The sequence below is a fragment of the Acidithiobacillus ferrooxidans ATCC 23270 genome (genome assembly GCF_000021485.1).
Classification (GTDB): Bacteria; Pseudomonadota; Gammaproteobacteria; order Acidithiobacillales; family Acidithiobacillaceae; genus Acidithiobacillus; species Acidithiobacillus ferrooxidans.
The window spans coordinates 1,085,212-1,111,106 of record NC_011761.1 but is presented as its reverse complement, the minus strand read 5'-3'; the positions used below and the strand labels follow the sequence as shown (position 1 = coordinate 1,111,106).

General features: G+C 58.2%; 28 protein-coding genes. 17 read left to right on the top strand and 11 right to left on the bottom strand.

Features of this window, described 5'->3' with window-relative positions; translation table 11 throughout:
• Positions 1-75: 75 nt before the first annotated feature.
• The 3 genes from AFE_RS05990 (at position 76) to avs3b (ending at position 6,276) form a co-directional block, all read left to right on the top strand.
• Positions 76-1,302, top strand: coding sequence for an IS110-like element ISAfe3 family transposase (locus AFE_RS05990; RefSeq protein ID WP_012606582.1), 1,227 nt, complete (start codon positions 76-78; stop codon positions 1,300-1,302).
• 104 nt (positions 1,303-1,406) lie between these two features.
• Positions 1,407-5,618: a hypothetical protein gene (locus AFE_RS05985; RefSeq protein WP_012606936.1), complete on the top strand. Its 4,212-nt coding sequence runs from the start codon at positions 1,407-1,409 to the stop codon at positions 5,616-5,618.
• The gene (gene avs3b, locus AFE_RS05980; RefSeq protein WP_012606935.1) at positions 5,593-6,276 is read left to right on the top strand and encodes an AVAST type 3 anti-phage proein Avs3b; all 684 of its coding nucleotides are present in this window, start codon (positions 5,593-5,595) and stop codon (positions 6,274-6,276) included. The genes AFE_RS05985 and avs3b overlap by 26 nt, the downstream gene beginning before the upstream one ends.
• A gap of 590 nt (positions 6,277-6,866) precedes the next feature.
• Here the strand turns inward: avs3b and AFE_RS05970 are convergent.
• The gene (locus AFE_RS05970; RefSeq protein ID WP_012606932.1) at positions 6,867-7,352 is read right to left on the bottom strand and encodes a single-stranded DNA-binding protein; all 486 of its coding nucleotides are present in this window, start codon (positions 7,350-7,352) and stop codon (positions 6,867-6,869) included.
• Between the two features lie 235 nt (positions 7,353-7,587).
• On the opposite strand from AFE_RS05970, the gene AFE_RS05965 reads away from it, so the two are divergent.
• On the top strand, positions 7,588-8,838 hold the full coding sequence (locus AFE_RS05965) for a hypothetical protein (protein WP_041645700.1): 1,251 nt from the start codon (positions 7,588-7,590) through the stop codon (positions 8,836-8,838).
• Positions 8,835-9,779 carry a hypothetical protein gene (locus tag AFE_RS05960; protein WP_012606929.1) on the top strand — a complete coding sequence of 315 codons (945 nt, stop codon included), beginning with the start codon at positions 8,835-8,837 and terminating at the stop codon, positions 9,777-9,779. Before AFE_RS05965 ends, AFE_RS05960 begins: the two co-directional genes overlap by 4 nt.
• A gap of 127 nt (positions 9,780-9,906) precedes the next feature.
• Here the strand turns inward: AFE_RS05960 and AFE_RS05955 are convergent, their stop codons facing one another.
• From AFE_RS05955 to AFE_RS05920, 8 genes are all read right to left on the bottom strand, one after another.
• Positions 9,907-10,509, bottom strand: a complete 603-nt coding sequence (locus AFE_RS05955) for a hypothetical protein (RefSeq protein WP_012606928.1) — start codon at positions 10,507-10,509, stop codon at positions 9,907-9,909.
• Positions 10,502-11,395 (bottom strand): RNA polymerase sigma factor, encoded by an 894-nt coding sequence (locus AFE_RS05950; RefSeq protein WP_012606927.1) that lies wholly within the window; start codon positions 11,393-11,395, stop codon positions 10,502-10,504. The genes AFE_RS05955 and AFE_RS05950 overlap by 8 nt, the downstream gene beginning before the upstream one ends.
• On the bottom strand, positions 11,395-13,902 hold the full coding sequence (locus tag AFE_RS05945) for an HD domain-containing protein (protein ID WP_012606926.1): 2,508 nt from the start codon (positions 13,900-13,902) through the stop codon (positions 11,395-11,397). The genes AFE_RS05950 and AFE_RS05945 overlap by 1 nt, the downstream gene beginning before the upstream one ends.
• Complete coding sequence (locus tag AFE_RS05940; RefSeq protein ID WP_041645693.1) at positions 13,903-14,340, bottom strand: hypothetical protein; 438 nt, start codon at positions 14,338-14,340, stop codon at positions 13,903-13,905. It abuts the gene before it with no gap.
• Between the two features lie 5 nt (positions 14,341-14,345).
• Complete coding sequence (locus AFE_RS05935) at positions 14,346-14,789, bottom strand: hypothetical protein (RefSeq protein ID WP_148208612.1); 444 nt, start codon at positions 14,787-14,789, stop codon at positions 14,346-14,348.
• Positions 14,790-14,947: 158 nt separating this feature from the next.
• Positions 14,948-15,427 carry a hypothetical protein gene (locus tag AFE_RS05930; RefSeq protein WP_041645682.1) on the bottom strand — a complete coding sequence of 160 codons (480 nt, stop codon included), beginning with the start codon at positions 15,425-15,427 and terminating at the stop codon, positions 14,948-14,950.
• Between the two features lie 24 nt (positions 15,428-15,451).
• Entirely contained in the window at positions 15,452-17,311 is a 1,860-nt protein-coding gene (locus tag AFE_RS05925; protein ID WP_012606923.1) for a type IV secretory system conjugative DNA transfer family protein, read from the bottom strand.
• Entirely contained in the window at positions 17,308-17,499 is a 192-nt protein-coding gene (locus AFE_RS05920) for a hypothetical protein (RefSeq protein ID WP_012606922.1), read from the bottom strand. Before AFE_RS05920 ends, AFE_RS05925 begins: the two co-directional genes overlap by 4 nt.
• A 111-nt stretch (positions 17,500-17,610) precedes the next feature.
• Here AFE_RS05920 and AFE_RS05915 point away from each other — a divergent pair, with 111 nt between their 5' ends.
• Positions 17,611-18,663 carry a hypothetical protein gene (locus AFE_RS05915; RefSeq protein WP_012606921.1) on the top strand — a complete coding sequence of 351 codons (1,053 nt, stop codon included), beginning with the start codon at positions 17,611-17,613 and terminating at the stop codon, positions 18,661-18,663.
• Positions 18,664-18,923: 260 nt separating this feature from the next.
• On the opposite strand, the gene AFE_RS05910 is transcribed toward AFE_RS05915, so the two are convergent.
• Positions 18,924-19,250 carry a hypothetical protein gene (locus AFE_RS05910; RefSeq protein ID WP_041645679.1) on the bottom strand — a complete coding sequence of 109 codons (327 nt, stop codon included), beginning with the start codon at positions 19,248-19,250 and terminating at the stop codon, positions 18,924-18,926.
• 16 nt (positions 19,251-19,266) lie between these two features.
• On the bottom strand, positions 19,267-19,482 hold the full coding sequence (locus AFE_RS05905) for a hypothetical protein (protein ID WP_012606918.1): 216 nt from the start codon (positions 19,480-19,482) through the stop codon (positions 19,267-19,269).
• Between the two features lie 96 nt (positions 19,483-19,578).
• Between AFE_RS05905 and AFE_RS05900 the strand changes: the two genes are divergently transcribed.
• The 11 genes from AFE_RS05900 (at position 19,579) to AFE_RS16030 (ending at position 25,836) form a co-directional block, all read left to right on the top strand.
• On the top strand, positions 19,579-20,091 hold the full coding sequence (locus AFE_RS05900) for a hypothetical protein (RefSeq protein ID WP_012606917.1): 513 nt from the start codon (positions 19,579-19,581) through the stop codon (positions 20,089-20,091).
• Positions 20,091-20,381, top strand: coding sequence for a hypothetical protein (locus tag AFE_RS05895; protein ID WP_012606916.1), 291 nt, complete (start codon positions 20,091-20,093; stop codon positions 20,379-20,381). The genes AFE_RS05900 and AFE_RS05895 overlap by 1 nt, the downstream gene beginning before the upstream one ends.
• The gene (locus AFE_RS05890) at positions 20,378-20,692 is read left to right on the top strand and encodes a TraR/DksA C4-type zinc finger protein (protein ID WP_012606915.1); all 315 of its coding nucleotides are present in this window, start codon (positions 20,378-20,380) and stop codon (positions 20,690-20,692) included. Before AFE_RS05895 ends, AFE_RS05890 begins: the two co-directional genes overlap by 4 nt.
• The gene (locus AFE_RS05885; protein WP_012606914.1) at positions 20,685-20,960 is read left to right on the top strand and encodes an HU family DNA-binding protein; all 276 of its coding nucleotides are present in this window, start codon (positions 20,685-20,687) and stop codon (positions 20,958-20,960) included. The genes AFE_RS05890 and AFE_RS05885 overlap by 8 nt, the downstream gene beginning before the upstream one ends.
• A 155-nt stretch (positions 20,961-21,115) precedes the next feature.
• Positions 21,116-21,733 (top strand): HAD family hydrolase, encoded by a 618-nt coding sequence (locus AFE_RS05880; RefSeq protein ID WP_041645674.1) that lies wholly within the window; start codon positions 21,116-21,118, stop codon positions 21,731-21,733.
• Positions 21,734-22,386: 653 nt separating this feature from the next.
• Positions 22,387-22,752 (top strand): hypothetical protein, encoded by a 366-nt coding sequence (locus AFE_RS05865; RefSeq protein WP_012606909.1) that lies wholly within the window; start codon positions 22,387-22,389, stop codon positions 22,750-22,752.
• A gap of 15 nt (positions 22,753-22,767) precedes the next feature.
• Positions 22,768-23,415, top strand: a complete 648-nt coding sequence (locus AFE_RS05860) for a hypothetical protein (RefSeq protein ID WP_012606908.1) — start codon at positions 22,768-22,770, stop codon at positions 23,413-23,415.
• Between the two features lie 13 nt (positions 23,416-23,428).
• Positions 23,429-24,097: a lipoprotein gene (locus AFE_RS05855; RefSeq protein WP_012606907.1), complete on the top strand. Its 669-nt coding sequence runs from the start codon at positions 23,429-23,431 to the stop codon at positions 24,095-24,097.
• A gap of 31 nt (positions 24,098-24,128) precedes the next feature.
• Positions 24,129-24,452 carry a glycine zipper domain-containing protein gene (locus tag AFE_RS05850; RefSeq protein WP_012606906.1) on the top strand — a complete coding sequence of 108 codons (324 nt, stop codon included), beginning with the start codon at positions 24,129-24,131 and terminating at the stop codon, positions 24,450-24,452.
• A gap of 5 nt (positions 24,453-24,457) precedes the next feature.
• Positions 24,458-24,913 (top strand): endonuclease domain-containing protein, encoded by a 456-nt coding sequence (locus AFE_RS15325; protein ID WP_012606905.1) that lies wholly within the window; start codon positions 24,458-24,460, stop codon positions 24,911-24,913.
• Entirely contained in the window at positions 24,898-25,836 is a 939-nt protein-coding gene (locus AFE_RS16030; RefSeq protein ID WP_012606904.1) for a hypothetical protein, read from the top strand. The genes AFE_RS15325 and AFE_RS16030 overlap by 16 nt, the downstream gene beginning before the upstream one ends.
• Positions 25,837-25,895: the final 59 nt, after the last annotated feature.

Sequence of the window (25,895 nt, the reverse complement as noted above, 5' to 3'; positions counted from 1 at the left end):
GCTTGCCACAGGCTGGTGATTTCGGCGCTGGCATTCGCCATCTCTCCCTTTGATAGTAATTGGAGAGACGTCGTTATGGAACTGCAATCCCTCTTTCACCGGGTTATCGGACTGGATGTTCATCAGGCCCAGGTCACCGCCTGTGCCATTCTCACGGACCCTGACGGAAACGTTACGATTGAGCGCCGGCAATTTGGTGCTTTTCAGAAGGACCGGAAGGCATTGGCCCTGTGGTGTGCCTCCCATCGGCCCGATACGGTGGTCATGGAGAGCACCGGGATCTACTGGAAGAGTCCCTATGCGGCCCTGGAAAAGGTGGGGATCCAGGCACAGGTCGTGAACGCCAGGCACGTCAAACAGGTCCCCGGTCGCAAGACCGATGTTGGGGATGCAGAGTGGCTCGCCACCCTGGCTCGAGCCGGACTGCTGCGGGGTTCCTTCGTTCCCCCGGCACAACTGCGGGAGCTGCGGCTGATCGCCCGACAGCGGCAAAATCTGGTGGGCATGCTCTCGTCGGAGAAAAACCGCTTGCACAAGGTGCTGACCGATGGCGGAATTCGACTGGGGGTGGTGGTCAGCGATATCCATGGGCAATCGGCCCGGGCCATGATCCAGGCCCTGATTCAGGGGAGTCCCCCGGAGGCCGTACTCCGACTGGCCAGCCGACGGCTCAAAGCCAGCCAGGAGGAGATCCTGGATGCCCTGCAAGGCGAGTTGAGTGCCAGTCACCGCTTTGTCCTGGACGAGACGCTCCGCCATATCGAGTCTCTGGAGGCCCAAATCGCGCGCTTCGATGTCCAACTGCTGGAGGGCTTGAAGCCGCAAAAGAATGCTCTCGAACTCCTGCAGACCTTGCCGGGCATCGATACCGTGGGTGCTGCCTTGCTGCTGGTCGAAATCGGAGACGACATGAGCGTCTTTGGGAGCGCCGATCGACTGGCCTCCTGGACCGGCCTTTGTCCCGGGAACAATGAGTCTGCCGGAAAACGGAAAAGTGGGCGAACCCGCAAGGGCAACCCGTATGTCCGTCGGATCCTCTGCGAATGCGCCCACGCCGCCAGTCGTACCCACTGCGCCCTGCGCTCCAAGTTCCAGAGTCTGGTCGTCCGTAGGGGGCACAAGCGCTCCATCATCGCCCTGGCCCACAAAATGCTGCGCATCATCTACTTCATGCTCTCACACGGCAAGTACTACCGGGATGCCGATACGGACTATGAGGCACTGAGTGTGCAGCGCAATGCTTCTCGCTGGATCAAGAAACTGATCAAATTCGGCTTCCTGCCGCAGCATCAGCCAGCGTAGAGCGTCACTTCGATCCCAATATGGCCACCCGATGGCCAGGGATTGCCGTGCCCATTCCACGGATTTCTTTCACATTAAAAGCGTGCCTCCAGCAGGGGCACTACGTGGCTGCGGCGAAACTTGCCCTCAAGGCGGGCGGCGAGCGTGCTGGAGAGCAACGCCAGAACAAACTCATCCAGGACAACACGGACCTAGCGGCTGTCCTCATGGCGCCGGACCGCATTCAGGAGATCGTCTCGCGCCGGACGTTCGGCTCAAGCTGGATGGGCTCCTATCATGCCTATGACGCAGGACTCCTTTCCGGACGCGAAGAGTTTTCCGCGGAGGCTTCCAGCCGACTCCGAATGGCCATGGATTGGCTGCACGCCTGGGCCCGCCTTCCAGAAGAGGATCGACAAGATGAGAGGGTGAGTGATGCAGACAGGGCGGAGCTTGCGATGGCGCTCCTTCGTCTGCGGAGCCCCAAGAAGGCGGCGCGTTTTCTGAGAAGCTGGACTTGGCGCCAATACTCCTTCGAAGCGGGCTGGCGTCTCGGCCGACGGTTGATTGACCTCGGTCAATATGAGCAGCTCATCACACTGACCGCGGCCGCAGGTAACGACGTGTGGTTGCTGCTGGGGTTAGCCTCTGAGGCAAGATCTATGGGCTACCTGCTGCCTGCAGCGCCATTGGCGCGCTTGCTGCGCCTACTTGCCCACCGCCGTGTCAAGCTCCCGGAATCGAAGCAGTGGAACATGAGGTGGACCCTGCTGTACGCCGTCAGCGCCACGATAGAACTCGCCGCGCGCGTGCTGCCGCCAGAGCCCGAGACATGGGCGGCGATTCTTCGACGATACCTTCCGTCTGCGCCGCCCTCTGAACTTGCAAGCCGCTTCGGTTTTGATCGCGCACCGCTGCTGCGGGCATACGCACTGGAAGCTGCTTTGCGGGGGCAAAAGCTCGCCTTGCTAGACGTTGCGCCTCCCGAAGTCCGCGAACAGCTTGGCGAACGTGAGCGGTATGGGCGCAGCCAGGAGACCGAGACCTTCTTGCAGGAGGTCGGTGGTCTTCTGGCTTGGTCTGTACTTTCCGCCGAAGTCGCCTGCGGTCGCATGCCAGCAAGCTTGGCTGAGGCGGTGGGGATGGCCGTCGAGGAAACCTCCTCCAGAGAGGCCCGGAGCTATCGGCAGGTCAATAGCCTTCGACAGACGGTCGCGCTCGAATGGCTCCGGATCCTACAGGACGCGGGCGCTGCCAAGGGCACAGAGGTAGACGCGTTCAAGTCTTGGCTGGCTCGCCAAGAAGACACGCTCTGGAGCGGTACTTTAATTTCCTTATGCCGCTCTGCTGCGCGAGCAGAAGGGTTCGAGCAACTCGCGGTGGACTTCGCCACCGGGGCTTACCAAATCCTAGAGGCCTCGCGCGAGAACGCTGAGTCGCGCGCGGACTCTTATCTGAACCTCTCTCGCGCGATCTTGGCCGTGAGCCCGCCTGAGGCCAGCGTCTATTTTAATCGCGCCGTCGACATCGCGAGCCGTATCGGAGACGAGAACTTATCTCGCTGGGCGGCACTCCTGCACCTCGCGGACGCCGCAGGGGAGCGCGACAACCCGCGCCCGCGGACAGCCTATCGACTATCACGCGTCGCAGAACTCACCTACGAGTATGTCGCACGTGACAAGCACTTCGACTGGGCAGGCACCGTCGAAGCCTTGACGAGCCTCTGCGCTTCCTCGGCACTAGCTATCCTGAGCCGCTGGCGTGACCGCCGATTCGGCACCTTCGGGCGCCTGTTGCCCCATGCGATCTACCGCCTCGCGGAACAGAACCAACTACCGGTCATAACACCCGTAGTTTTCGGGGGGATCGAAGCCAGATGGGACCGCCTCGCGGACTTGAGGCGTGTTGTCGCGGTCGAAACCGATCCCGCCCGACGTTCTGTGGCCGCCCAGGTCGCCTATCGCTACATCCGGGTGCAGCCGGAGAACAGCGAGACCTGGTCTGAACTCAGGGATCTGGGCAGTACCTACGGTATCGATTTCCCGGACATCGACCGTCTCGTTGCCACCAACCGCAACCGCGTCCCAACGGAGAAAAATCCGCCGGCGCCTGAGTTTCTCCTCGCAGAAAGCGAGCGACGCTCCCCGGATTGGAGCACAATCTTCCAAGACGTCGACCTGACGAATTCTGATGCGCTCCGCTGGGCTTACGCCGCAATCCGCACCTATGATCCACCGTACGAATGCGAAGCCTTCTACCGGGAGGCGTTTGCGCGGGTGAGGATTGGCTGGGAGTCTACGCTTGTCCGCGCCATCGCCTCCTGGCCGGATTTCGGGATATTCGACCTGCGATACTTGCTGGATGCGTTACCTTCGCCTCCGTCTAAGCAGGTGGCGTTCCGAAATGCCGTGCGGGATGCGGTGCTTTCGGCCTGCCGTCGCGAGCCTGAGCGTGTCCATCGGCGCGGTTGGAACTCGCCAATCCCTTTCGAGAAGCTCCATGCGGAAGGTATTACGCTCGATCAAGACGTGGTCCGAGCCACGCTGGAGGGCTTCACCCGGCAGGTGGATACTCTGGACGTGAGCGAGATGTTCCATCTGGTCGATCCCCTCGCAGCCTGCCTCTCGCCGGCAGAGGCCGATGAAGCTCTGAACTTCGGCTTGGACCTTCTTGAAAATGTGCTCCGGCCGGAGGACGGTGACGGGCTATGGCGCCCCGAACTACATCCGCCTCAATCCCTGATTTCTGCCTTGGCTGGCTATGTCTGGGCTGGGCTGGGCTCCCCGGTGGTCGCAGAACGCTGGCAATATGCGCACGTTGTGAGGACTGTGATAGAGTTGGGTTGGTCCGAGCTCCTTGATGCACTTATCGCCTGGGCGGAGAGCGGCGAGGCTGGTCCCTTTGTCGACCAAGGGCTGCAGTTTTACGTCTGGCATGCGCGCCAATGGCTGCTCATTGGGCTTGCCCGCGGCGGGCTCGAGAACGCCGCAGCTCTTCGACCGGTCGCGCAGCCGCTGCAGCGGTGGCTTCGCGAAGAACACGTGCTGATCCGGGATTTCGCCGCGCGAGCGTTGCGAACCCTGGTGGCCGCCGGCGAATTGGAGGCCGAGGAGGCAGGCGACCTTAACTCAGTCAACCAGCCCAGTCTTCTTGAGCAGGTCTCCGCCAGTTGCTTGGAGCTAACAGACGACGCATCTGCCTCGGAACAGGCGATTGGCGATGATGAGAAGTATTACTTCGGCATCGACATCGGCCCATACTGGTTTCAACTGCTTGGACGTGTGTTCGGGCTCACCCAGGGTGCCATCGAGCTGCGGGCAAGGCAGGCTCTACGCCAGCGTATGGGGTGGAGCGGGGGTGGGCGGCGAGAGGACGCTCGGTACTGGCGAAAAATCTTTGATGACGGCGAGACCATGCACTCGCACGGAGACCTGCCTAAGACGGACGACTTGTGTACGTACCATGGGTATCATGCCATGATGCTGGTGGCCGCGGTTCTCTTGAAGGACCGGCCTGTGCGACGCCATCCGGAAGAGCCGTTGGACGATTTCCGTGGTTGGCTATCGAGGTATTTGCTAACCCGCACCGATGGGAGATGGCTTGCGGATTGGCGCGATCCTCGGCTCGTCATGGACCCTCCGCCGGCAGGCTATGGCGACAAGCTGTGGCGCTGGAGCGTGACGCCAGACTACCTTGATGAGAAGCTGGTGACCGACGACGGTCTCATTGTTTTGTGGGGCTCCTGGACCGGCGGCGACGAGGACTATAGAGAGACAGTCTCCATTTGTAGTGCTCTCGTCTCTCACACCGGCGCGGAGGCTCTGGTGGCGGCCCTTCAGACGGCGCCGGAGACTGGCCGATTTGCCCTTCCCAGAGCCGGATTACAAGACGATTTGGAAGCAGGCACCCTCAGGCTTAGGGGCTGGGTGACGGACGAGCATGTCTCGGGTCGAATTGACGAGGGCGATCCGTGGGCCAAAGGTCTTTGCTACCCAGGCCCTGCGCCCTCGGAGGAGGCGATTGCGAAGGCTGGTTTAACTACATTGACGAACGGGCGTACTTGGGACGGTTCCAGCTACCTGCTTCGCAGGGAAGTTTGGACCCGCATAGAGGGCTTAGGGAGGGAAGCGCAGGCGATTTCAGGATCAAGGCTCAGCGGGGATCACGGGTTCGTGAAGCGTTTGCTCGATGCCTACCCTGAAGATCGCCTGGTGCTGACCGTCGAGGTCCGTCGGCCGCCTCGATACGAACGTGACAAGGATGAGTTCGAGCTCTATCCGTGGCCTTACGCTCGCTATTACCTGATAGGGGATGACGGTGTCGCTCACGCGCTCTAAAGCTATACTGGAACTTGGAAAGCGGTTGGTTGCTCAGCTTAATACCGATGATGACCTTTTGGCATCATGGATGGCGCATGACATCGCGCAGCGGATCGACGCAGCCGAAAAGGCTCCCACCGAGACCAAGGCTACAGCGCAGGACGCCTGCGCGAAGGCGATCCTGGAGCTCTGGCGATATCGACATGCCTTGCCAGGGCATCTTCGCCCCTTTGGAGAACTTGACCCGCTGCTCCGGACGCTGACCTCGCTAGATGTGGATCATACCGACTATCGCTACTGCGCCCCCGCCCTTCGCAAGGCGGCGACAGCAGATGCGGACGGAGTCACGAAACAGTGGCTCGAACTCGCAATCGGGCTCGACCAAACGGCTCGCCTCCTGATCCAGTTCGCTCTGCGCTCCGCTGCACGTAACGCCGCCTCGAAGGCTAAGCCCTGGGTTGAACTCGCCCTCCAGGCCGGCGCGGACGAATCCGCCGAGGAGATCATCATCAAGTTCGTCTTAAGAGGTGATGGAGCGGCTGAAGTGGATGAGGATATGCAAGATGATGTGCTGTTAGACAAACTCTCTCAGGTGGAAAGCTTCGCTAACTTGGCGACCTCCTTGGTAAGGGACTTTCAGGCCCAACTGGGTTCCGATGATGCTGAAAAGGAATAAGTTGGAAGTGGGCATTCAAAGCAAGTGACCCGCGCATGGCCGGTTAGGGACCGATTCCCGCCGTCGAAGTCCTCGAGTTTAAATGGCGGCTTTGGCCGAATTGCCGACGGTGGCATTACCGTTTCGATTGGTTCAGAAAGAGGCTATTACCCACGCAGCCTATTTCCCCAGCATTGCTCAGCCTGGATTGATTGCAAATCCAACCAAGTTTTGCATGAAGTGGGCCACTATCCGAGCGAACCAAACCAACCAGACTTTGCACGAAACAGCGCAAATTTCTTAGCGTCCCGAGAGCTTCTGTCCAACCTCAGATTGCAAATAGCCATATTTAGCGGCCCGTCGTACAGGCCGCACCAAAAGGTTGCCGCGTTTCCGAAGACGCTCGGTTCGGTAACGCAGCCATAAATACTGCCAGCCCTGTCATCCTTGCGGACAAGCCGGATGGCGTATGAGAAATCTGACATGGTATTCCTCCTGTCGAAATGCGGCGGATGCCGCGATGAATTCCGAACAGGAGTTGCAGACAGAATTCCGGACGGCGCCCAAAGAAAAACCCCAAAGCCGAAGCGATGGGGTTGGGTGGGGTCGGATTAGAACTTGACGCGATGGGTCAGATGAGGAACGTCATAAGTCGTTAACCCGTTAAAACTGAACGGGACCTCGTCGTCAAAATCCTCAACGGGCGGAGGAGTATTTCCACCGCGCGATGCCGGAGCGGGAGCGTGTTCAGAGCCACCCTCTTCCTTCTTGCCACCGATGAGCTGCAGGCGATCACCGATGATCTCCGTGGTGTAGCGCTCCTGCCCTTCCTTGTCCGTCCACTTGCGCGTCTGCATGCGACCTTCCACGTAAGCCATGCTGCCCTTGCGCAGATACTCACCGGCGATTTCTGCAATGCGACCGAAGAGCACCACACGATGCCATTCCGTGCGCTCCTGCTTGTTGCCATCCTTGTCCTTGAAGGTCTCGGAAGTCGCGACGCTGAAGTTCGCGATGGCGCCGCCACTGGGCTGATAACGCATCTCCGGGTCCCGTCCCAGATGCCCCAACAATGTGACCTTATTTACACCAGCCATGATACTTCTCCTTTCAAAAAACGGCAGAATTGCCGTGGATCATTTCCGCTGACAGATAGCAGACAGTTTTCCGCACAGACAGTTTTCCGCACGGCGCCCGTATTTTCGCGTTCCAGAATGCATCGGCATCCACCCATTTCTATTCTGGAGCGCGAAATATTTGGCATTCTATCATAGATAGTATATTTTAATAGCTATGACGACACGCACTTGGATTTTCACGCAAACATCGGGCATGGCCTGGGCCTTGGCCAGGACCATGGGACACGTTACCGCTTCCAGGCAGGATATGCTGGTCCTGGAGGATGCCCTGATCTTCTGGGTGCCGGAAGCCATCAACCGGCACGCGCACCCGCCCGAGTATCAGCGCGACTGGAAGCGCTACCGATGGGGACAGCTTCCGCTGATGCCCGACATGAAGACGATGCGCACGCCCGCCGGGAAACACTTGCTGGAGTGTCTAAAAACCACCCTCTTCACCAATGGCGGCGCGCCGGAGAAGATCATTTTGGCCCCGGCCCCTGACGCCGCCGGGTTCTGGTTGATGAAACAGATCCTCGATCTACTCGGCCTTCTGAAAATCGGGCCGGAGTGCGAAATCTGGGTGGCCAATCTGGACCACTTCCACGAAAAGGTCCTGCATCCCGCACACCTGAAGCCGTGGCGATCCGAACGTCTGGTCGATGCGGAGCAATGCCGGGTGCATGGCGACTGGTTGCTGGGCATCAATCTGACCCGGATGTTGACGCTGGCCAATCCGGAACAGGCCGGTGTTGGCTGCGGTCGCGTCAGCACGCCGCTGTTACAACTCATTCAGGACGGTCCTTTTGCGGAGCCAAATATCGGCGATGGCAAAGATTTCGCCAGCATCCAGGGCTGGTTTGTCAGCCGGGACTGGCCGGCCGGCGCGGTGGTGCTGGCTCTGCAATGGCTGTATGAGCACGGCGTGATTTCCTACCCTTTTGGTCGGTCGGCGCTTGTTCTCTATGAGTCCGGACGGCTGACGCCCACCTTGCTTCGGCGATCCCCTTCGGGCTACCCCAGCGCGCTGCACGCACAGATCGTGCAGTTTCTGCTTGGCACGTTGCGGGACAAAGCCAGTGGCCCTGGGCGCCTGGAGCAAAAGCGATTGGGCGGGTTGTATCGCCGGATGGGGCAGCCCATCGGCGTGGACGCCGATAGCGGGAGCATTCCCGCCATTGGGTCCCCCAAATCCCGGCACAAGGCCCTGGGGCGGTTGATGGAGCAAAAACTGGTGGATTCCAACACCGTCACGCTCACCGCCTTGGGCCGGCAACACCTGGAGGCGACCCCGCCGGTCTTGCGGGATCCTCGCCTGATTTCCGCCTGGGAACACAGCTTGCACCGGGTGTTTCTGGGCGAAATAGCACCGATGGAGTTTTATCGGGAAGTACAGCAGTTTTTGTTGGCCAGCATGGAATATGTCCGCAATCGCGGCGCGTTTTTAACAGGAGGATCACAATGATTGAAATGCAAGACAGTGCGTCCTACGCCTTTGAGGCCGGGATGAAGAATATCGCTTACATCACGGGATATGCCCGGAAGATTGCCGATGCGGAGGGCGTCAAACGGTACTACATCCAGCAGCACAACGACATGAGCCGGATGGTCCCGGTGGAGGCGGGCAAGAATGGCCTGGTTCAGCGGCACTTCTCGGATCGCCTGGAGACCAAGGTGTATGGCCGCATCCGGGGTCGCGTGATCGAGCACCAGGGCGAAAAGATCCATGACGCCTACGTGATTCCCATCGCCATCACCCGGCCTAGCATTCTGGAGATGCCGGAGGAACAGGTGTGGAACGCGGGTGTTTATGGCCGTGATCGCTCCAAGGTGGAGCAGGATGATTTCCGGCCCTATGGTTCCAGTGAAAGCTCTGGGAAGACGCGTGGCCGTGGTGCCGCAAACACGGTGCTGCTGGCGGGCATCATCAACAAGGTCACGGCGCTCACCAACAGCGAAGGCCTGTTGAGCGGTGTGGAGATTGAGCTGCGTCAACACGAGAAGCTGGAGACCGTGATCCCGGTTCGGATGATGAAGGCGAGCATCGCCGGCGCCATGCAAAAGCAACTCCGCATGGGCATGCCGGTATCCATCGTGGGGTCTTTGCGGATGCGGGATCTCAAGGAGACCAGCCCCGATGGGGTCATCTCCAACAGCGGAAAGCGGGTCGGCTACGTCTGGTGCAACAACATCCAGACCGCGAGCCAGGGGGTGGATATCCGGAGCATTCCCACTTGGGTGAGCGCCATTCTGGAGCGTTATGGCAAAATGCCGTCAGCCGCAGCGAATATGGCTGTGAGTGTGGCGGGCGCGGCTGGCACGGTGGACGAGGAAGAAGCCACCTTTGATCCAGATGACGCCAGGACCGAAGAGGAGGCGTTGCGGGCTGCTGGATTGCTGGTTTGATCCAGAAAAAGCAAAACCCCGGAATTGCTTCCGGGGTTGCCGAATCAGCACCGCAGCACTGACCCTTATATACGTCACCGGCAACGGCCGGGCACGTCATGAATAATACTCAAAGCCATGGGCGTCGTCAATCGAGATGCTTCGCCATGATGGCTATCACGTCCTCCGGTTGGCCAGCGAATTCCATTTCCGGGATATCCAGCAAAGCATCCTCCTGATCGTTCCATGGGATGCCGAAGCGACGCATGGTGTCGATCATGGCCCCGGATGGCCGCCAGTAAATGGCCACATCGGGCATCTCCCCATGCCTGTCCAGCAAGGTTTCCAACATGCGCTGTGGGATGCAGTCGATATACACGCGCGGGCGGTAATTGGGCGGGAAGGCATAGCCCTCCATGTTCAATATGCCGTTGATCGGGGGCCTGTCCGGCCATAGTCCGTAAGGCTTCCCAAAGTGTTTGCTGATCCCGGATTGCAACAGCACCAGATTCCAGATCTCCGCATCATCGCGGTGTGTTGGGAGGGATAACGTGGTGCGCAGGTCGAACGGATGCGGGAAAAGATCGGTAACCGCCCGAGAGAACGCCAGTACCCAAGGGCCTTCCATCCATTGCCCGTTTTTGAGGTAAATCAGGGTCCCAATGGGATTGATCAGGATGTCCGGCGTTCGCCATGAAGACATCGTGTTGTAAAATTCCCGCGCGTCCAGCTTCTTTTGTGCGTTACCCATGATGTTCCCCTGTCTGTCCTACAATAATTGTGCTGGCCTGAATGAGTCCCTTGGCGCCTCCATAGCCACCCTGGATCCAGCGCACTAGCGTGCGTTCGGAAACACCCAGGGCGGCCTGCATCCAGCGCCTGGCGGGGATGCCGGACAACCCGGTGCGTCGTTCCACCAGGCCGAATATCCGTTCCCAGGTCCATCCCCCATGTTCTTGCAGCAGGGATTCCAGATTGGAACGCAGAAACTCGTCTGGTTCGGTTAGGCCGCGTTCAAGATACCGGAACCGACGCATGCTGATGCCTAGCATTTTCGACAGATGCTCCTTGCTGTATGGGAGCGCTTTCACCGCACGGGCAAAGTCGGTAACGGCCTGTGGGCTGGAAGATTGTCGAAGCATCGGTGAAGGCTGATGGCATGGGGTGCGAAGGGGTGTATCCGCGTCGGAACCGGTCAAAATGCTTTGGACAAAAGGCGCCAGCCGAGCCTGGGCGGATCGGCGTTTTTCCTCCAGAATCGCGGACTCTTCCTGAAGAATCAGGCCGTCGGTCAAATCCGCTCCGGCGTCGGTCATCTCGTCCATCCAGCTATCCGGGTCTTCCGCGTTGCCGCTGAGGCGGTATCGGTTGTTGCTACGCAGGAAATCCAACCACTCGTATCGAGTGATACTCCAGACCGGCATGTGCAGTGGCGCATCCAGCAACGGGGATAGCGACTCCGGGAACCCGTCCCGCTGATAGGAGATGATCCGCATGAGCACGTCCTGACCAACGTCCGAAAGATCCGAGTCATGCAAATGCCCGCCGAAGCGTTTATCCAGGCTTTTCAAAAAGCGCAAGACCATGGGATACAGCACTTCCGCGTTGGCGCTCTGGATACTCTGGTGTTCGCTCATTAGTCGGTTCCTGGCATGGGTATGGCTAAGACGAGATCATCAATCCCGTTGATAGGGGCGGAGATGATGCTGTTTTCAATATCCAGTTCCGGGAGCCCATCCACTAAAATCACCCGGAAAGCCAAAAACATGCGCAACTCCGAAATGTGCGAGTTCCAGATGTCGCCCGGACGAATGCCACTTTTCCGCAAGATAAGCGTGAAGATTTCATAAGTGACCGTATCCATGCCTTTCGATAATGGAAAATTGAAAATGGTGGATAGGGCAACCCGGATGATGGCCGTGGGGTTTATCTCCGGTGAGGCGGTGATGCGTGCCCGCCGTGTTTCATCGATCCAGATCAGCGCGCTGATCAGGCGCAGCCTTTCCGAATCATCCAGCGTCACGCCGGCCATTACTTTCACGATGTTCGGGAACGTGGCCAGACATTCATCGGCGCGGTTCCGTAAGTGTTTCGCTCTTTGGTTCGGCGTCATAGCCTCTCGGTCTATCAGTTTGGTTTTGTGCTCCGCATGGCTAGACAGTGATTTTGCCCTGTCCAGTTGCGCCTTTTTCTCGGCCTTTTGTGCTTCCGTTAAGGATGGCTTGCTGGTTTGCTGGCTGGAAGGAGTTCCCCGTGTGGACGGACGTGAAGCGATCGTCGTCTTGATGCCAGCGCTCTGGGCGGGCGCCGCAGAGGCTTCCGCTCCCTTTGGTTCAGGCGCCGCCGGCGTTTCTGACGCGTCCGCAAAGGGGTCATCCTCGTCCGGGTACTCTGTGGTCCTGTTCGGGCTGGATGTCTCCTCATCTTCCTCCTCATCTTCCCCTTCTCCTTCCTCCACAGGAGAGGAAGACTGAATCGTGGCGGTGTTTTCCTCCTCCACTTCTGCGGGTTCCTCTGTCCTGCCACTGCCGATATCGGGTACCTCGCCTTCTGGTTGTGCGCCTGCCGGCGCGCTTCCCGCATCAGGGATCTGTGCTGATGTTTTCTTGGGAGCGTATTGCGGCCAGAAAAGACCCGGCACCGACAACTCCGCCGGATAGTTGTCCAGTGCCAGCAAGGGCGCGAACACGCTTTCCGGCGTGATGCGGACCACGTAGTGTGGAATCTTTGTGTCCGTGTGCTCCGTGGCGTCGCCATCCGCGTTTTTCTTGGTGGACTCAAACCGGAGCTGCACGGCGGCGCCTTCCGGCTTGACGACGCTGACCTTGCCGACGGTCTTTATTAGCAAGCCCATGGCGTCCAGCCTGGATGCGATGATCTGAATGATTTTCCCTGGGTTGCCGTTGTTGGGCGTGGCGTAGTCGTGCCGGGTAATACTGAGGTGATCGCAAATCCGCTCCCGGATTTTGGGCTCGATCAGATACAGGATCGGCCCCTTTTTGTATGCCAAGCGCCGGGCGGGAGATGGGCTGTTGATGCGCGATTCGTCTTCCAGCAGAAACAGGAACGCATCCCATATCTGGGCGTCCAGGCTCTGCTCCTCCAGTTCATCCTCTTCCAGGTAGTCCTGGGCAACCTCTTCGGCCCGCCCTTCCAGCCCGCCGGCGATCAGATCCGCTCGGTGAATGTCTCCCATGAGCTGCTTGATGGCGGGATCCGGGGTCAACAGCTCCCGCTTGAATCCGGAAAGGGGAAATGCGCCGGGATGGTGATAATAGCGAATACTCTGCGTCAGCAGGTGTTGCAGGAAGGTGTCCGGATTCCCCTGCTCATCCCGCAAATCCCAAAGCGCGGGAAGAAGACCAAGAATGCGGCTGCCGACCATGTCGTGAAGGCCAACCACTGTGATGACGCCCTCTTTGTCGCGCCGGAAACAGGCGATCTTGCCAATGTCGTGGCAGATCCCCGCAAGAATGGCGATCTCCAGAGGATAGGGCTCGGTGCGCATGGGGCGGCCCACTTCCGTCGGCAACCCGGCTACGCGAACCTGACTTTGCTCCAGCGCGATGCGAGCATCGTCGCGCCACACCCACGCCAGCGCGGCGGAAACGCGCAGGCTATGCTCCAGCAGGCTGGCGTTGCCGTGTTCGCCAGGCCGGGGCGATGCTGGCAAATCGGCGGCCTTCAGAATGTGGAAGACCGACCAGAAAAGCCGCGCGGCAGGGGTGTTTTCTTTAGCGAAGGCAGAGACCGCCTTGATATCCAGCTTCTCTTTTTCCTTCCATGCGGACAGGATAGTCCACAGATTCTGGTCCTGTTCTGTATGATCGTAGCCTTCCGGTAGGGCCGGCTGCGGCAATACGCCAATCGTGGTCAACGCTCCCCGATACATCTCCGGACGCAAGCCGATGGCGACCCTAAAAATGTCTGCAGCCCGGATCAACAGGGCAAGACCGGCGCTGGCCAACAGAAATGCGGCCACCCAAGCCAGGCGCCCCAGCGTGTGGAACAAGAGGATGATTAGCAGCCCGCCATCCTGAAAGAGGTTGTGACGATAGATAAAAACCAGGGTGCCCACCATCATCCAGAAGGAGGTGATGATGATGAGCGCGGATACCAGCCGGCGATGCGGAGCTGCGATCACTTAGAAAATCCAGGGCAAGGGACTGTTGGTGTGGCGGGCGACACGCGGGTCCAGCGGCTGCACGCGCACCCATTCTCCCCGCTCGACAGCCGCGAGCAGGCCATGCAGATTTTCCGGTCCAACGCCAACCCGGTCAGCGTATTGACTCGCGCGTTTTTCCAGAATGGAAAAATAGGGATCCTCTCGGGAAAGCCCGATATCGCCACGGTACGGATCTGCCCTGCTCTCTCCCTCGTCGGGAACGAGGAGAAAACCGTCCAGAAACCGCCGCGCGTTCCAGGTGACGAAGCCATCCTCGAACAGCGTAATGGTGACATGCGGCTCCGGCGCTTCGTGTGGGCCGGGATCCCGCACCTTGGTCACCACCCCAAGGGTGCCGGTTTTGATGTGCTGGACGGTTTGCGCCATCCATGCCTTGCGACAATCTTCCGTATCCATGCCTATTACCTCCACAAACGAATCCATGATCGCTGGTCGATGCGCCCATCCGGACGCACGGGGCTGTGCCCTACGCAATAATAGTAGTGTCCGGAAAAGTCGCCGACGATGATGCCCTTGCGGGACAGCTTTTCCAGGACATCCAGAAGGATCCCTTCCGGCGGCGCGCCATGATGACCGATGAGCTGGGAAACCGGCATGCCTGGCCATTGCCAGAGCCGCCGACAAACCCAAATGCCATAGTCACCAGCGCAGCCATAAGCCATGTTGACCACTGCGGTAGGCACCGGCAGAACAAAACCCTGGATCTCGTTGCTGAAAACGACCTGGCGTTTCCAGAATTCCAGATGGGTCCGCAATCGAATCATCCAGCTTTCGGCGTGCAACACGGCGCAACAGTCATCAAAGCGAGGCTGCTCATTCTCGGCGTTGGCATCCAGACAAAACATCCATTGTATGGACTCCGCCTTTTCTTTCCCGGGATGGCGCGTTTTCAGTCCATCGGAAAAAATATTATCCACATGGCCGCGTATGTACAGAAAGGCGGCGACTCCGGTATCCCCCGCCGTGTCATGAATTTCTTCCAGATAATACCGTGCTTCCCGGCTTACTCTTCGTCCTGCAGGTCCGGGAAGATTTTTTCGTGAGAAGAAAAGAGATTGATCAGGAATATCTTGTGACTCTCCAGAATCAGGATCGTCATCTTGCTCATCCGCCGAAAGATTAAGACCACCATCGCCGAAAAGACCGGAATCACAAGCGTCCCAAAAAATCCTTTCAACAGATCTCTGGTCGCCGGCATCCACAGCAGCACGAACATCAGCACCAGCACCAACATCCCCAGAAACAGGCCGTGCGGGCCCATGCCCCAAAGGAGAGGATGAACTACAGGGTGCGAGATCGCTGGCGCGGTGACCGCGTGCATGGGTGCCGTCGGCGTCGCTGCCCCGGGCGGGGGTAACGGCGCCGACTGGGGTGTCGGCGGCGTGAAGTTTGGTGCCGGGGGCGGCGCGATGCTGGTCTGTGCGGGTGTCTGCATGGGTGCCGTCGGCGGCGGCGGCGGCATGGTGTACATGGAGGCGGTCATCGGTTTTCTCCTGGGCAGGTCGCGTCATTTTTTGTCACCTTTTTCCTTCTTGACCGTTTGGGCATTGATGTATTCCTGGTCTGCCTTGAGCACCTGATCCAGGCGTTGATAAATGCCGTAATCTCGCGTGTAAGGACGTGGCCGACGTGGGTTTTCCGGGGCAAAGATGCGGGGCGATCCAGCCCATTTCTTGAACCGGCTGGAAAAGTCGATCATCGGCACGATCAGGTGGTGCCGGGTTTTCCCGGACCAATAGACCACGCACTCGCCCTTGCCGAGCTGTTTGAGGTCATCGGGAGACACCCGATACATTTCCTGGTGCCGCGCGCCTTCGCTGGTGCCGGTTCCGGCCCCGGCGCTGGCCGTGCCCTCGATGTCGGACGAGGACCCGGAGGCAGAGTCCTGGGAGCTTTCCGTCAAGGTGCGCAACACCCCGAGTTTCATGCCAATCAGGTCCGCAGCCCATTCGGCGGTTTCCTGGTCACCTTGCTGGAATAGCAGCTTGGTGGCGCAGTTTCCGGCCAGCTTCGGAAACAGGGTCAAGGCGACGGCATCCAGATTGGCCTTGGTCTGAGGGCTCAGCATCAGGCGCTGGCGCGCGGACCGCGCCTGCTCGAACAGGCGGTCCCAGTTTTCCGAAAGGAATGAGCCTGGCTCGTCACCAAAGAACAATGTGGGCGGATTGGGTCGCAGCCGGACGGGCAATGCCTGGATCCAGGAGACCGCCGTGCGGTAGTCACCGACGAACATTTTGGCGAAATCGGCCGCCGTTTCTTCCTTGCCCATGGTGGGCAGGGGTAGATAGATCACCTTATTTTGCATGATGCAGTCGAACAGGTTTACATCGGGCCGCGTCGTATTGGCCACCTTGCCAAAGTTTCCAGAACCCATCAGGCCCATGCGGCCACCGATGCCGCCGAACAGCTCCTTGACCTTGTTCACATCAATGATGCTGCCGCCGGAGCCGTTCCGATTGGCCACCCGGAACCGGTTGATGAAGAGGTTGACCACCCGGCCTTCTTCTGTGCCCCGGATGCCGGGTAGATTGGGAAGCTTTTCCAGCTCTGTCGGGCTGAGCAACAAAAGGGAAATATCCGCCGGCGTAAAGGCGTAACCGCCGCGTTGCAATGCGGCGACCAGAGCGGAGACGGCCTGCATGCCGGAGTTCCGGTAGAAGTCCGCGCCTGCGCTGTTCTGCGCCTTGGGCACGGCCGACATGATTCGCGAGGCGATTTCGTCCGGGTCGCCGATCAGGATCGGATTGTATTTGGCGCTGAACGAAGGATCCCCCGGGTGGATCACTACGAGATCATCTTCGCGCCCGCACCACTTCAGCATGTACCACAGGGATTCGATATTGGTGGAGTCGATTTTTCCATCGGCGAAAATGACGCCGCCGCCCTTCTGGATTTGCTGGAACATCATGAGGCTGGCGGCAACCGTTTTGCCGACGCCCGACATTCCGGTGATAAAGACATGATCGTTGGGTGGATTGGCCGGGTCGTTGCCGGGCCGTGCGTCGCCCAGTGTGGGCAGATAGTACGGTAATCCGGTGTCGGTCATGTACCCCAGCAACAGGGCGTCCTCCAGATACCGGTCGTCGTGGTCTGCCGAGAGAGCGCCCGGGTGGGACGCCAGTTTGGTATTGGTTTGCACGCGCCCCTGCTGATCCTGTGGCAGATAGGCCCGTGCGGAATGCATCCACCGCTTGTGGAAGCGTTCCGCCATGTATAAACCGGAAAATCCCGCCAGTGCGCCCGTGGCCAATTTCCAATCGGCCCCGCTCTGCGTAATGTACGGCCCACAGGCGGCGATGGCCGCCGCCAAAGCGCTCAGCGCCAAAGTGTCCTCATGCCCGCCCAGCTTCAGATCTTCTGTGCTCATGCCGGGGCTTCTGCACCGCTGTCGATGACGGGCGTTTCCGGCGCCAGGTGTTCGCGCCGGTTTCGCAGCATTTCGTGGGCAATGTCACTGGCCTTTTGGCTGATCAGGCATGTCGAGTGGTCAGGGTTCTGTGCCAAGGCCACCGCCACCCGAATGGCCACCTCATCGTAAAATTCCGTTTCGTCCACCACCCACCCCCGGGATCGCCAAAAGAGGACTTTCTCTATAGCTTATTAATATACTATAGTAAGGCCATCTGTCCAACCAGGGATGTGTAGTATATTATGCGGGATGAAAACATGAAGGACACCCTACCACCGAAGAGGAAAAAGCCCGTGCGCCGTGTTTACCGCTATCGCGCCTATCTGGACCCGTCACAAGAGCCGGAAGCGCGCGCCGCCGCCATGAAGGTGATGGATATCTATCTCCAATCCTGCCAGACCCCCGACGTGCAGGAGGCGCGCAAATCCGTCAACCAGGATCTGCGTTACCTCTGGACCCCTACCCGGCAAATGGTAGGGTCCTGGACCAAGGGAGTCTACCGGCGCAAGTCCTACAAAGCGGGCGGCGAACAGGAAAAACCTCGCTTTCGCAAGCGCCCGTGGCGCAGCGGTGTGCTGGGGGGCTTCTTTTTAACAACGCCGAAAGAAATTCCTTGGGAGGAAATTCTGGAACGTGACGAGAAGTATCGCGCCCAGGTCAAAATCATCGAGGATGGCCCCCATCCGGTTGCGGAAATGGTGATGCCTTTATACTCGGATAAGGATAAGCCCCGACTACGGTTCCGGTTCATTCTGCACCGCCCGATCCCGAAAGAGGGATTGCTGCAGCGTTGTTATCTGATTTGCACCCCGCGCGTGGTGAGCGGGAAAACGCTGGGTTATACCTGGTACTTCGGAATATCGGTGCGCCTGCCAGACCCTGACCTGCGTGTGGTCAAGCGTACTGGGATACTCACTCCCTACTGGAAACTGGAGCCCAATGGCAGTCTACTGGTGGCAAGTCTGCGGATCGTCCACCAAAACGGTAAAACAGAAACCCTCACTTACCATCTACCGCCTGGGGCGATTCGCCGTGGCCGGCGTGCTTATGGGTTATCCATCGCTGGGCAGGATAATGTGGTATATCGCAAATTCAACCGTTGGCGAGCGGACTTCTACCGGAAAATCGCCGTAGACATTTTCAACCGTGTGGACTACCTGCGTGTTAAACCCATTCAGACCGGAGTAAAGGTTCCAGGAACCAACCCCAGGCATCGCCGTTATGCGAGCTTGTCGATACTCTACCAGTTCTTGCGCTATCGTGCGGGAAGGATTGGCGCGGCACTGGAGATCGTGAAACCCGATGTTTGATTGGCGAAGAGGAGGCTCCATTGGGCGACGCTGGATATCCAATGGATTACGGGCCGGGGAGGAAGAATGGTCGTCCGCCAAAAAGGTCACACCGCGCGGACAGTCTGATCCATGGTCGGATCCGGTTCGGATGCCTGTTCCAAAATCCGTGCGCCCTTTGTACACCAGAGGTTGGGAAAGCCTGGGCATCGGACTGGGATTGGGGATATTCGCCCTGACATTGGGCTACCTGGTTCTGTTCGGGTTTTGATCGCCGAGGATCAGCGATCGACAGCGAAGAATCCGATCCCCGCAGTTACCAAGGAAACGGGGGCCAGAAATGCCAGCAGGGGCCAGCATCCGGCGTCGAATGCCAGCATCATGCCGCACAGCATCGTCGCGGTGGTGACGCTGCCGACGATGCGTTGCGCGAGTGGCGTGGTCAGGGCTTCGCCTTGGCGGTAATGGGCGTCGGATGACTGGAGACCGTCGTTTTTTGCGGCATGAAGTGAGCGGCAGCCAGCAGCGCCACGGTGAGCACTATAAAAGTAGCAGCCCCAATCAGGGCCAGTCGCTTGGGTGAGTCCGACAATTTGTGAACCTTCCATTCCATAATGTATCTCCTTATATTAGCATGGACTGGGCGACCCATTCGCCCAGATCCGCAGCAATGGCCTGCGCCATTTGGTAATCATCCAGAATGCACTGGAGCCGTTCGATGCTTTCCGGACTGCCGGAAACGAGGATGCCTTCCGGCCCATCTTCCGTAGGGAATGTCAGCACCACCTCGCCGCGATGTTCTGCTGCCGCGCGGAACGCATTTCTTTTCACAACCGCCATTTCCCCGTATCTCCCTAGCAAAACTTGCTTGACGAGCTAGAGTAAGATAGTATATTTAGCACATCGTAGCAAGTAAACACCAACAAGGAGGGCAAAATGGCGGAATCTACTGTAGCCAGGGTCAAGCGTCCCATTGAGGAGCGCATTGCGGAGGTCGAGGGACGCCTTGGCGCCTTGGACACGAAGCGCAAGGCAATGATCAAGCGCCGGGATGATCTCAAAGCTCAGAAAGAAGGGAGAACGGTCATGGGAACGAAGGAAGAGCGCCAGGCGTTTGTGCGCGCCTTTGATAAGAACCGTGGCTTCGGCCTGACCTACGCCCAGGCATTGGCCGTGTTAGATCAGTTCTATCGGAAAGAGATCGAGGGCCGGGAAGAAATTCTAGCCATCTTTCCAAGCGAATTGAGCGATCTCCAGGTGCGCGGGCAGGAATTCCTCGCTCCTTTCCTCCCTCACGCCAAGGAAGCCGACGACGAAGGCTGTCCGCTGGACGGTTCTGGCACGCCGCTCCCTTCGGGCGGGAACGAGCCGCCGCTTTTTCCGGATGACGAAGTGCCGCCCTTCCCTACCGATCCGGAATTCACGGAAATTCCAGAGGATGGGTTTTGATGGTGGAGCAGCAAGAAATTATTGGAGCCTTGATTCACCCGGGTAGCGGGGTGCGAACTCCGGTGCTGGCGCTGATGGGCGGAGATCAAATTCGCGTTCGCGGAACGTACATGGATTTTGAGACTCACCTTCGGAGCGCCATTCGCGGTGGATACACGCTGGAGTCCGATGATTCTGATCTTTTGGGTGCCTGGAAGAAGCAGCGCGAAGCTGTAGATGCTGAACAATCCAGGATTCAGCAGGAATTGCAGGAACTGGCGAATCTGCATTCGGAAGGATTGAAAAAATGAGCGAGTTACCTTCCGACATATTAGATATCGCCGCCGACCTTGCGGAGCAGGAGCGGGCCTGGCGGGTTTCGGTGGCCCGGCAAGCCATGCAGGCCAGCGAAAAACCAGACGAGGACGTGGCGGGCAACCGATATTGCCTCGACTGTGCCGACGTGATCCCGCCAGAACGAGTTCAGGCAGTACAAGCGGTGCGTTGTGTCGTGTGTGCCGGCATCCGCGAGAAAAAGGCGGGTACCTGTCGGCAAAGGGGCGGAATCCGCCAATATCTGACCGGGGATGATCCGGTCCAACAAGGAGGTAGTTATGAGTGAAATCAGCGGCAAAAAGGATCTGGCAAAAAGTCTGGTGGACGCGGGCCTGGCACCCACAGTCCGCAAGGCGGAGGACATCGTGCAGCATCTGGTGGAATCCATTGTGGAACTGGTATCGGAAGGTCACAAGGTCCGTATCCACCAGTTTGGCACTTTCCAGCAGATTCACCGCGCTGCCCGCATGGGACGCAATCCGCAAACGGGCGGTGAGTTGGAAATACCCGAGCGCAAAGTGCTGACGTTCAAAGCCAGCAAATCGGCCGCGTAGAGATCAGGGCCGGGGCAACCCGGCTCATCGGGGGCCCAGATGGACAAGGAAGCGGAAAAGATACTGTCAGACGGTTGCCGTCGGCGCGAAGCGCGCAAACGACGCCATGCCCTTTTTGAACGTGTGCAGGCCTCCGGCCTGGTGAGACAGGGATCATGTACGAAAAACCAAAAATAGCGGTCGATGTGGATGGAATCTTTACGGATTTCGACGCGCACTGGCAGCAATGCGCCGAACGGGTTCTGGGTCGAAGCGTCCCCCGGGTCAGCGAAGCGCATTGCCTGCGGGAGCGGTATGGATTGAATCTGCTGGAATATAACCAGATATGGCGAGCGTACAACGCGGATGAGTGGCATCGCCTGCCGGTGTACCCACACGCTGCGGATCTGATCCGCGCACTGGAGGACTTGGGTGGCGAGGTGTGGGCGGTGACCAGTGTGGACCCGCGTCACCAGATAGCGCGAGAACATTCGCTGACGGGCTTGATTCAGCGAGGACGGATCGTCTGTGTCGGCGAAACTGGTCACGAATGCGCCACGCCGTACGCAGCCAAGGCGGCGGTGTTGCGACACCTTGGCGCGGTGGCCTTTTTGGATGACCACCCGGCCAATGTCAACGCGGCCATCGGGGTGACGGCTTTGGCCGTCTTGCTGGATCGCGGTTATCAGGGGCTGGAGGCACCAGAATATGGTGCGACAGTCATTGATGACGTTATGGATTTCCCCGTGTTGGTGGATACCTTTCTGCGCCGTACCCGGAGAGGTGTCGCCTGATGCCCGCCGGCCAACGGGCAGCGAGCTGTATCAGGCCAGCCGGTGGGCTTTCGAGGTACTGGCGAAGCCTGCTGGATCCGAAGTTGCGCCAGTTGCCGGAATCGATCTTGCCGGATCAGATGGAAGAAATACAGGCGGCGCTTCGAGATGCTCTGCATCTGTTGAGCGGAAAAATCACGAACGAAAACATCGGAGGTTGAAAAATGGACTCAGCATCCCTCATTTTACGTGCCCGCGCTTATGCCAGCGCAGTTCCTGGATATGCGAAGCGCGGCGATTTGCGGCGCCTGGAACGATTGGCGGATCGGCTGGAAAAGATCCTTATCGAGCAGCGGCGATTGTCTCGATGCAGTGGGTTGACGCGGGCTCTATCATGAATATGGATGTGACAAAGCATGAGGCGTCTCTGGAGAGATTCGAGCGCAGTCTTGAGCGGCTGAGAATCAGAACGCGCATACTGGGCTTTGCTGTCCTTGGTGTGTTTTGCGCATTAGTAACCGTATTTGTGTACGATATACACGTACACAATCAAATCCGGAATGACGCTCCTGGGGTCGTTGGGTTTCCGAATCAGGTGACTGTCTGGAGACCGAAGGCTTTAGTATTGGAAAACATACCGGACGCTGGATGAACCTTTTTACGGAAATCCGACTATGAGTATTCGGCCCGCTCTGACATCCGACGGTAAGCCCGCAGATCCCATCACAAAGGACTGGATCGACCAGATTGCGGACGCTATCCGAAAGCGATGTGGCAAGTATCCGCGTATGCGGATGTACGCCTATCGCAATAACGGGACGGATTATCTGGCAATGGATTTTGATCCGACAGAGCCGGAGATCCGTGGAGGATTCTCCATCACCATGAGCGTTTCCGGTCAGGACAAAGTGAGTCTGGAATTGCCAAAGAAAGGAGAGTTTGAGATTGTCCCCGGGGTGACGGACTGGGTGGACGCTATGACTCTCGCCAATCTGCTCTGTCAGTCTCTAGTGGCTTGGACCGAGTTTAATCCAGTATAATCAAAGAGAAAGGCCATGATAGCGCAAAATATGATGAATCCTGAACGTCAGAAAAGTTTGCCGTCGTTTTCATACCTACTTTTCAAGCGGGCATGGATGGCCGTCAGTGTGGCAGTTATTTGGTACGGAATTCTGTTCGTTGCGATCTGCTTAGGCGGACAATTGCCATCGTTTGGGCGACTGATCGTTTTTGACGCGGATACCACGAGTGCTTTTCGAAATGGCTTCTGGATTATCGCTGGAATCGCATATCTGATCTTTCTTATCTCGGACGGGCTGAACCGTGTTGAAAGCAGTAAAGGCTGGAAGCTGCTCGTGCGATTTGCCGACGAAAAGATTGAACGTCCGGCGAATCAATGGATGGAACAGCATTACAAACTTTCCTCTTTTCTCCTTGTGTGTATCATGTTTTCTCTTTTGGCCTTTCTGTTTGCCCTTACCAGCGCTCCTATCAACACGCCAGATATCCCTACATCAGTCGCGGTTGCGCCGCACTGGCATCCAGTAGATAAGGTGCTGATACATCAGGAAGGATATGAGAAGAACCATGCCCACGCTCCCAGAAATATTATGTGGTCACGAAATATTGTTGCCCCGGCCAAGATTACCTCGTTGGGAAATGGTCGCTATCTCATACAGACGATTCCCAACAAAACGAACTGACAGGAGAACCATCATGCGTAAAATTCAGGCAGTCTTTACAAAAGGCACCATAGAGCAAGCAGTGCTTGATTCTGAAGGTCACGCATTGGTCGTTGGCGCTAGCGGCTGCGGCAAAACCTTTTGGGCGGGTCAGTTGAGTCGGGAATGGCTGCGCAACGATACTGCGCGGGTCATAACGTATGGGCGGGATCGGTTTATCGATGAGGGCGTCTGTATTGACCTGCCCAATGGACAGTTGAATTCTATCAACTTCTCTGGCCGTGTATTGTCTTTCTCGTGCAGACTGTTTTGGCACGAATCCATGGTGCAATCGCTGGCTGTCATGCTGGATCGTATCGAATCGTTTTTGGACGGGAAACCCACTCTGATCGTTTTGGACGATGCCGACATATTTTTTGATAATAACGATCTCGCGGATCGCATTTCACGTTGGGTCAAAGGCGGTCTGGACAAGAAGAATGCCAAGCTGATCATCATGGCGCAGTCTCTTGTCGAGGTCATTGGTCACCCTGATATTCTGGATAATATGGCGCGCATGGTGCTTTTCAGGAGTTCCGATATACCGTCAACGTACCAGACGTTCGGATTGAACAGGTCGCAGATCCGGCGTCTTATGGACGCACCGGCGGGGAATGGGTATCTGATCGGGCTTTCCAAACCCCAATGGTTTTCTGCGGCATAAGCTGAAGCCACCCAACGATAGGAGACTCCTCATGCGTAAATCTTCCCTGTTTCTTTTGATCGGCGCGCTCGCCCTGGCGGGCTGCGCCAACAACCCCTATGCCAGCAACGGCACCACGGCGGATACGGGCGGCGGGGCGCTCTTGGGGGCGCTGGCAGGGGCCGTGATCGGTAACCAGACTGGATCACCTCTGGCCGGGGCCGCCATCGGCGCGGGCGTGGGTGGACTGGCTGGGTATGCTGTGGGCCACAACGGAAGCCAGCCGCAATACCAGCAACCGCAACCCGGCTACTCCGCGCCACCGGCCAACAATCCGCCCTGCCCTGCGGGATATACCTGCGTACCCGGCAACTGATCCTGATGGCTCGCATCACTCTGAATGACCTGGCGCCGAATGTCCGTGCGCGCATTATGGCGCAATACGGAATAGCCGGACCCAAGGCGAAAAATGGAAAGAGCGGGCAGGCTGCTACTTCCATCTCCCCTTACGCCGACAGGCTTGGAGAAGAGCTGGACAGGCAGTTCCCTGGACGGATGGTGCGCGAGTATCGGCCCATACCTGGCCGGCGGTTTCGCATCGACTTCGCGTTCCCCGCAGAAAAAGTGGCTATCGAGTTCGACGGCTACCGGCACCATGGGTTTTCTCATGCCGGGTTTCATGGCGGTGCCGCGCGGCAGAACATTCTGGTTGGCCACCACTGGTGGATTCTGCGGTACACGCTCAAAGATGTGCGCGATCATCTGGATGATGTGGTCGCGCAAGTTAGCACGCTGTTGGAAGGCAAAAAAGGAGAGTCACCATGTCGAACCCTGTAATCTGCTCAGCCAACCGTTTCCACTGGGCCGAATCGCGCACCGCGCGGCTGGCTGGTTGGCCGATACTTGTCGGTGCATGGCTCATGATCGCGGTGCGGTTTCCAGCCGTGCATTTTGCTGGCGGATTCTTCCAAAATTTGTGGAGCCTGATGGCCAACAAAGATTCCGCCGGTTGGCTTGAGTTGGCCTTTTTGCCCGTTATCGCTTGCCTTGCATTTTGTAGTGATGGCATGGAAATCGCCCTGCTGACACCTCTGAACAAAGGACCGGATTGGTCTGGGCCCTTGCATTGGTATGCAGCATCCACGGTGGCGCTGATTTCCTGGACAGCGGCGGACGGTGCGATGCACGTTGCAATGCCTTATTTGGATTTTTGGAATTACGATGGGCTTGCTCCTGGTATCCCGGGTGCTGGAGCGGATCATTCCGCAAGGTTTTCCCCAACCCATTGTGCCGCCCAAACCCGACATGGAACGTGGTATTGGTGGCGGTGGCATGGTGCTGGTCTCGCCGTGGACCAATCTGTTGCGTGGGCAGCGCCTCGATCTCTGGCCTCAATACATCAAGGAAGCTCGCGCGGCCGGACAGGACGATTTAGCCACAGCGATTCAGACTATGCTCGAACGATCCGGGCAAACAGCAGAAAAGCCATAGAGAGGGAGAGCGTTTTGGATTCAGATTTTTTGCAGATCGTATTTGGGGATGGCCAATCCATCAACGCCATTCTGGCCATTTTCCCCTCTGGCCAGGAGCGCATTCTCAATGCGGCTCAGGAAGCCCTGTCGCGTCCCGACCAGGAGCATTTCCCTGTCGTGATCCACGGCGAAGAACCGCTAACCCTGAAAATCACCTTGCCCAGGGCTGCCTTGTTATCCATTGCCAGCCAGATTCTTTCACCAAAAACGACCAAAATGATTCAGTGATTTCCATGTTGGAAAAGACAAAACCGTGGTTTGCGTTCTTGATGCTCCTGCTTTGGGCC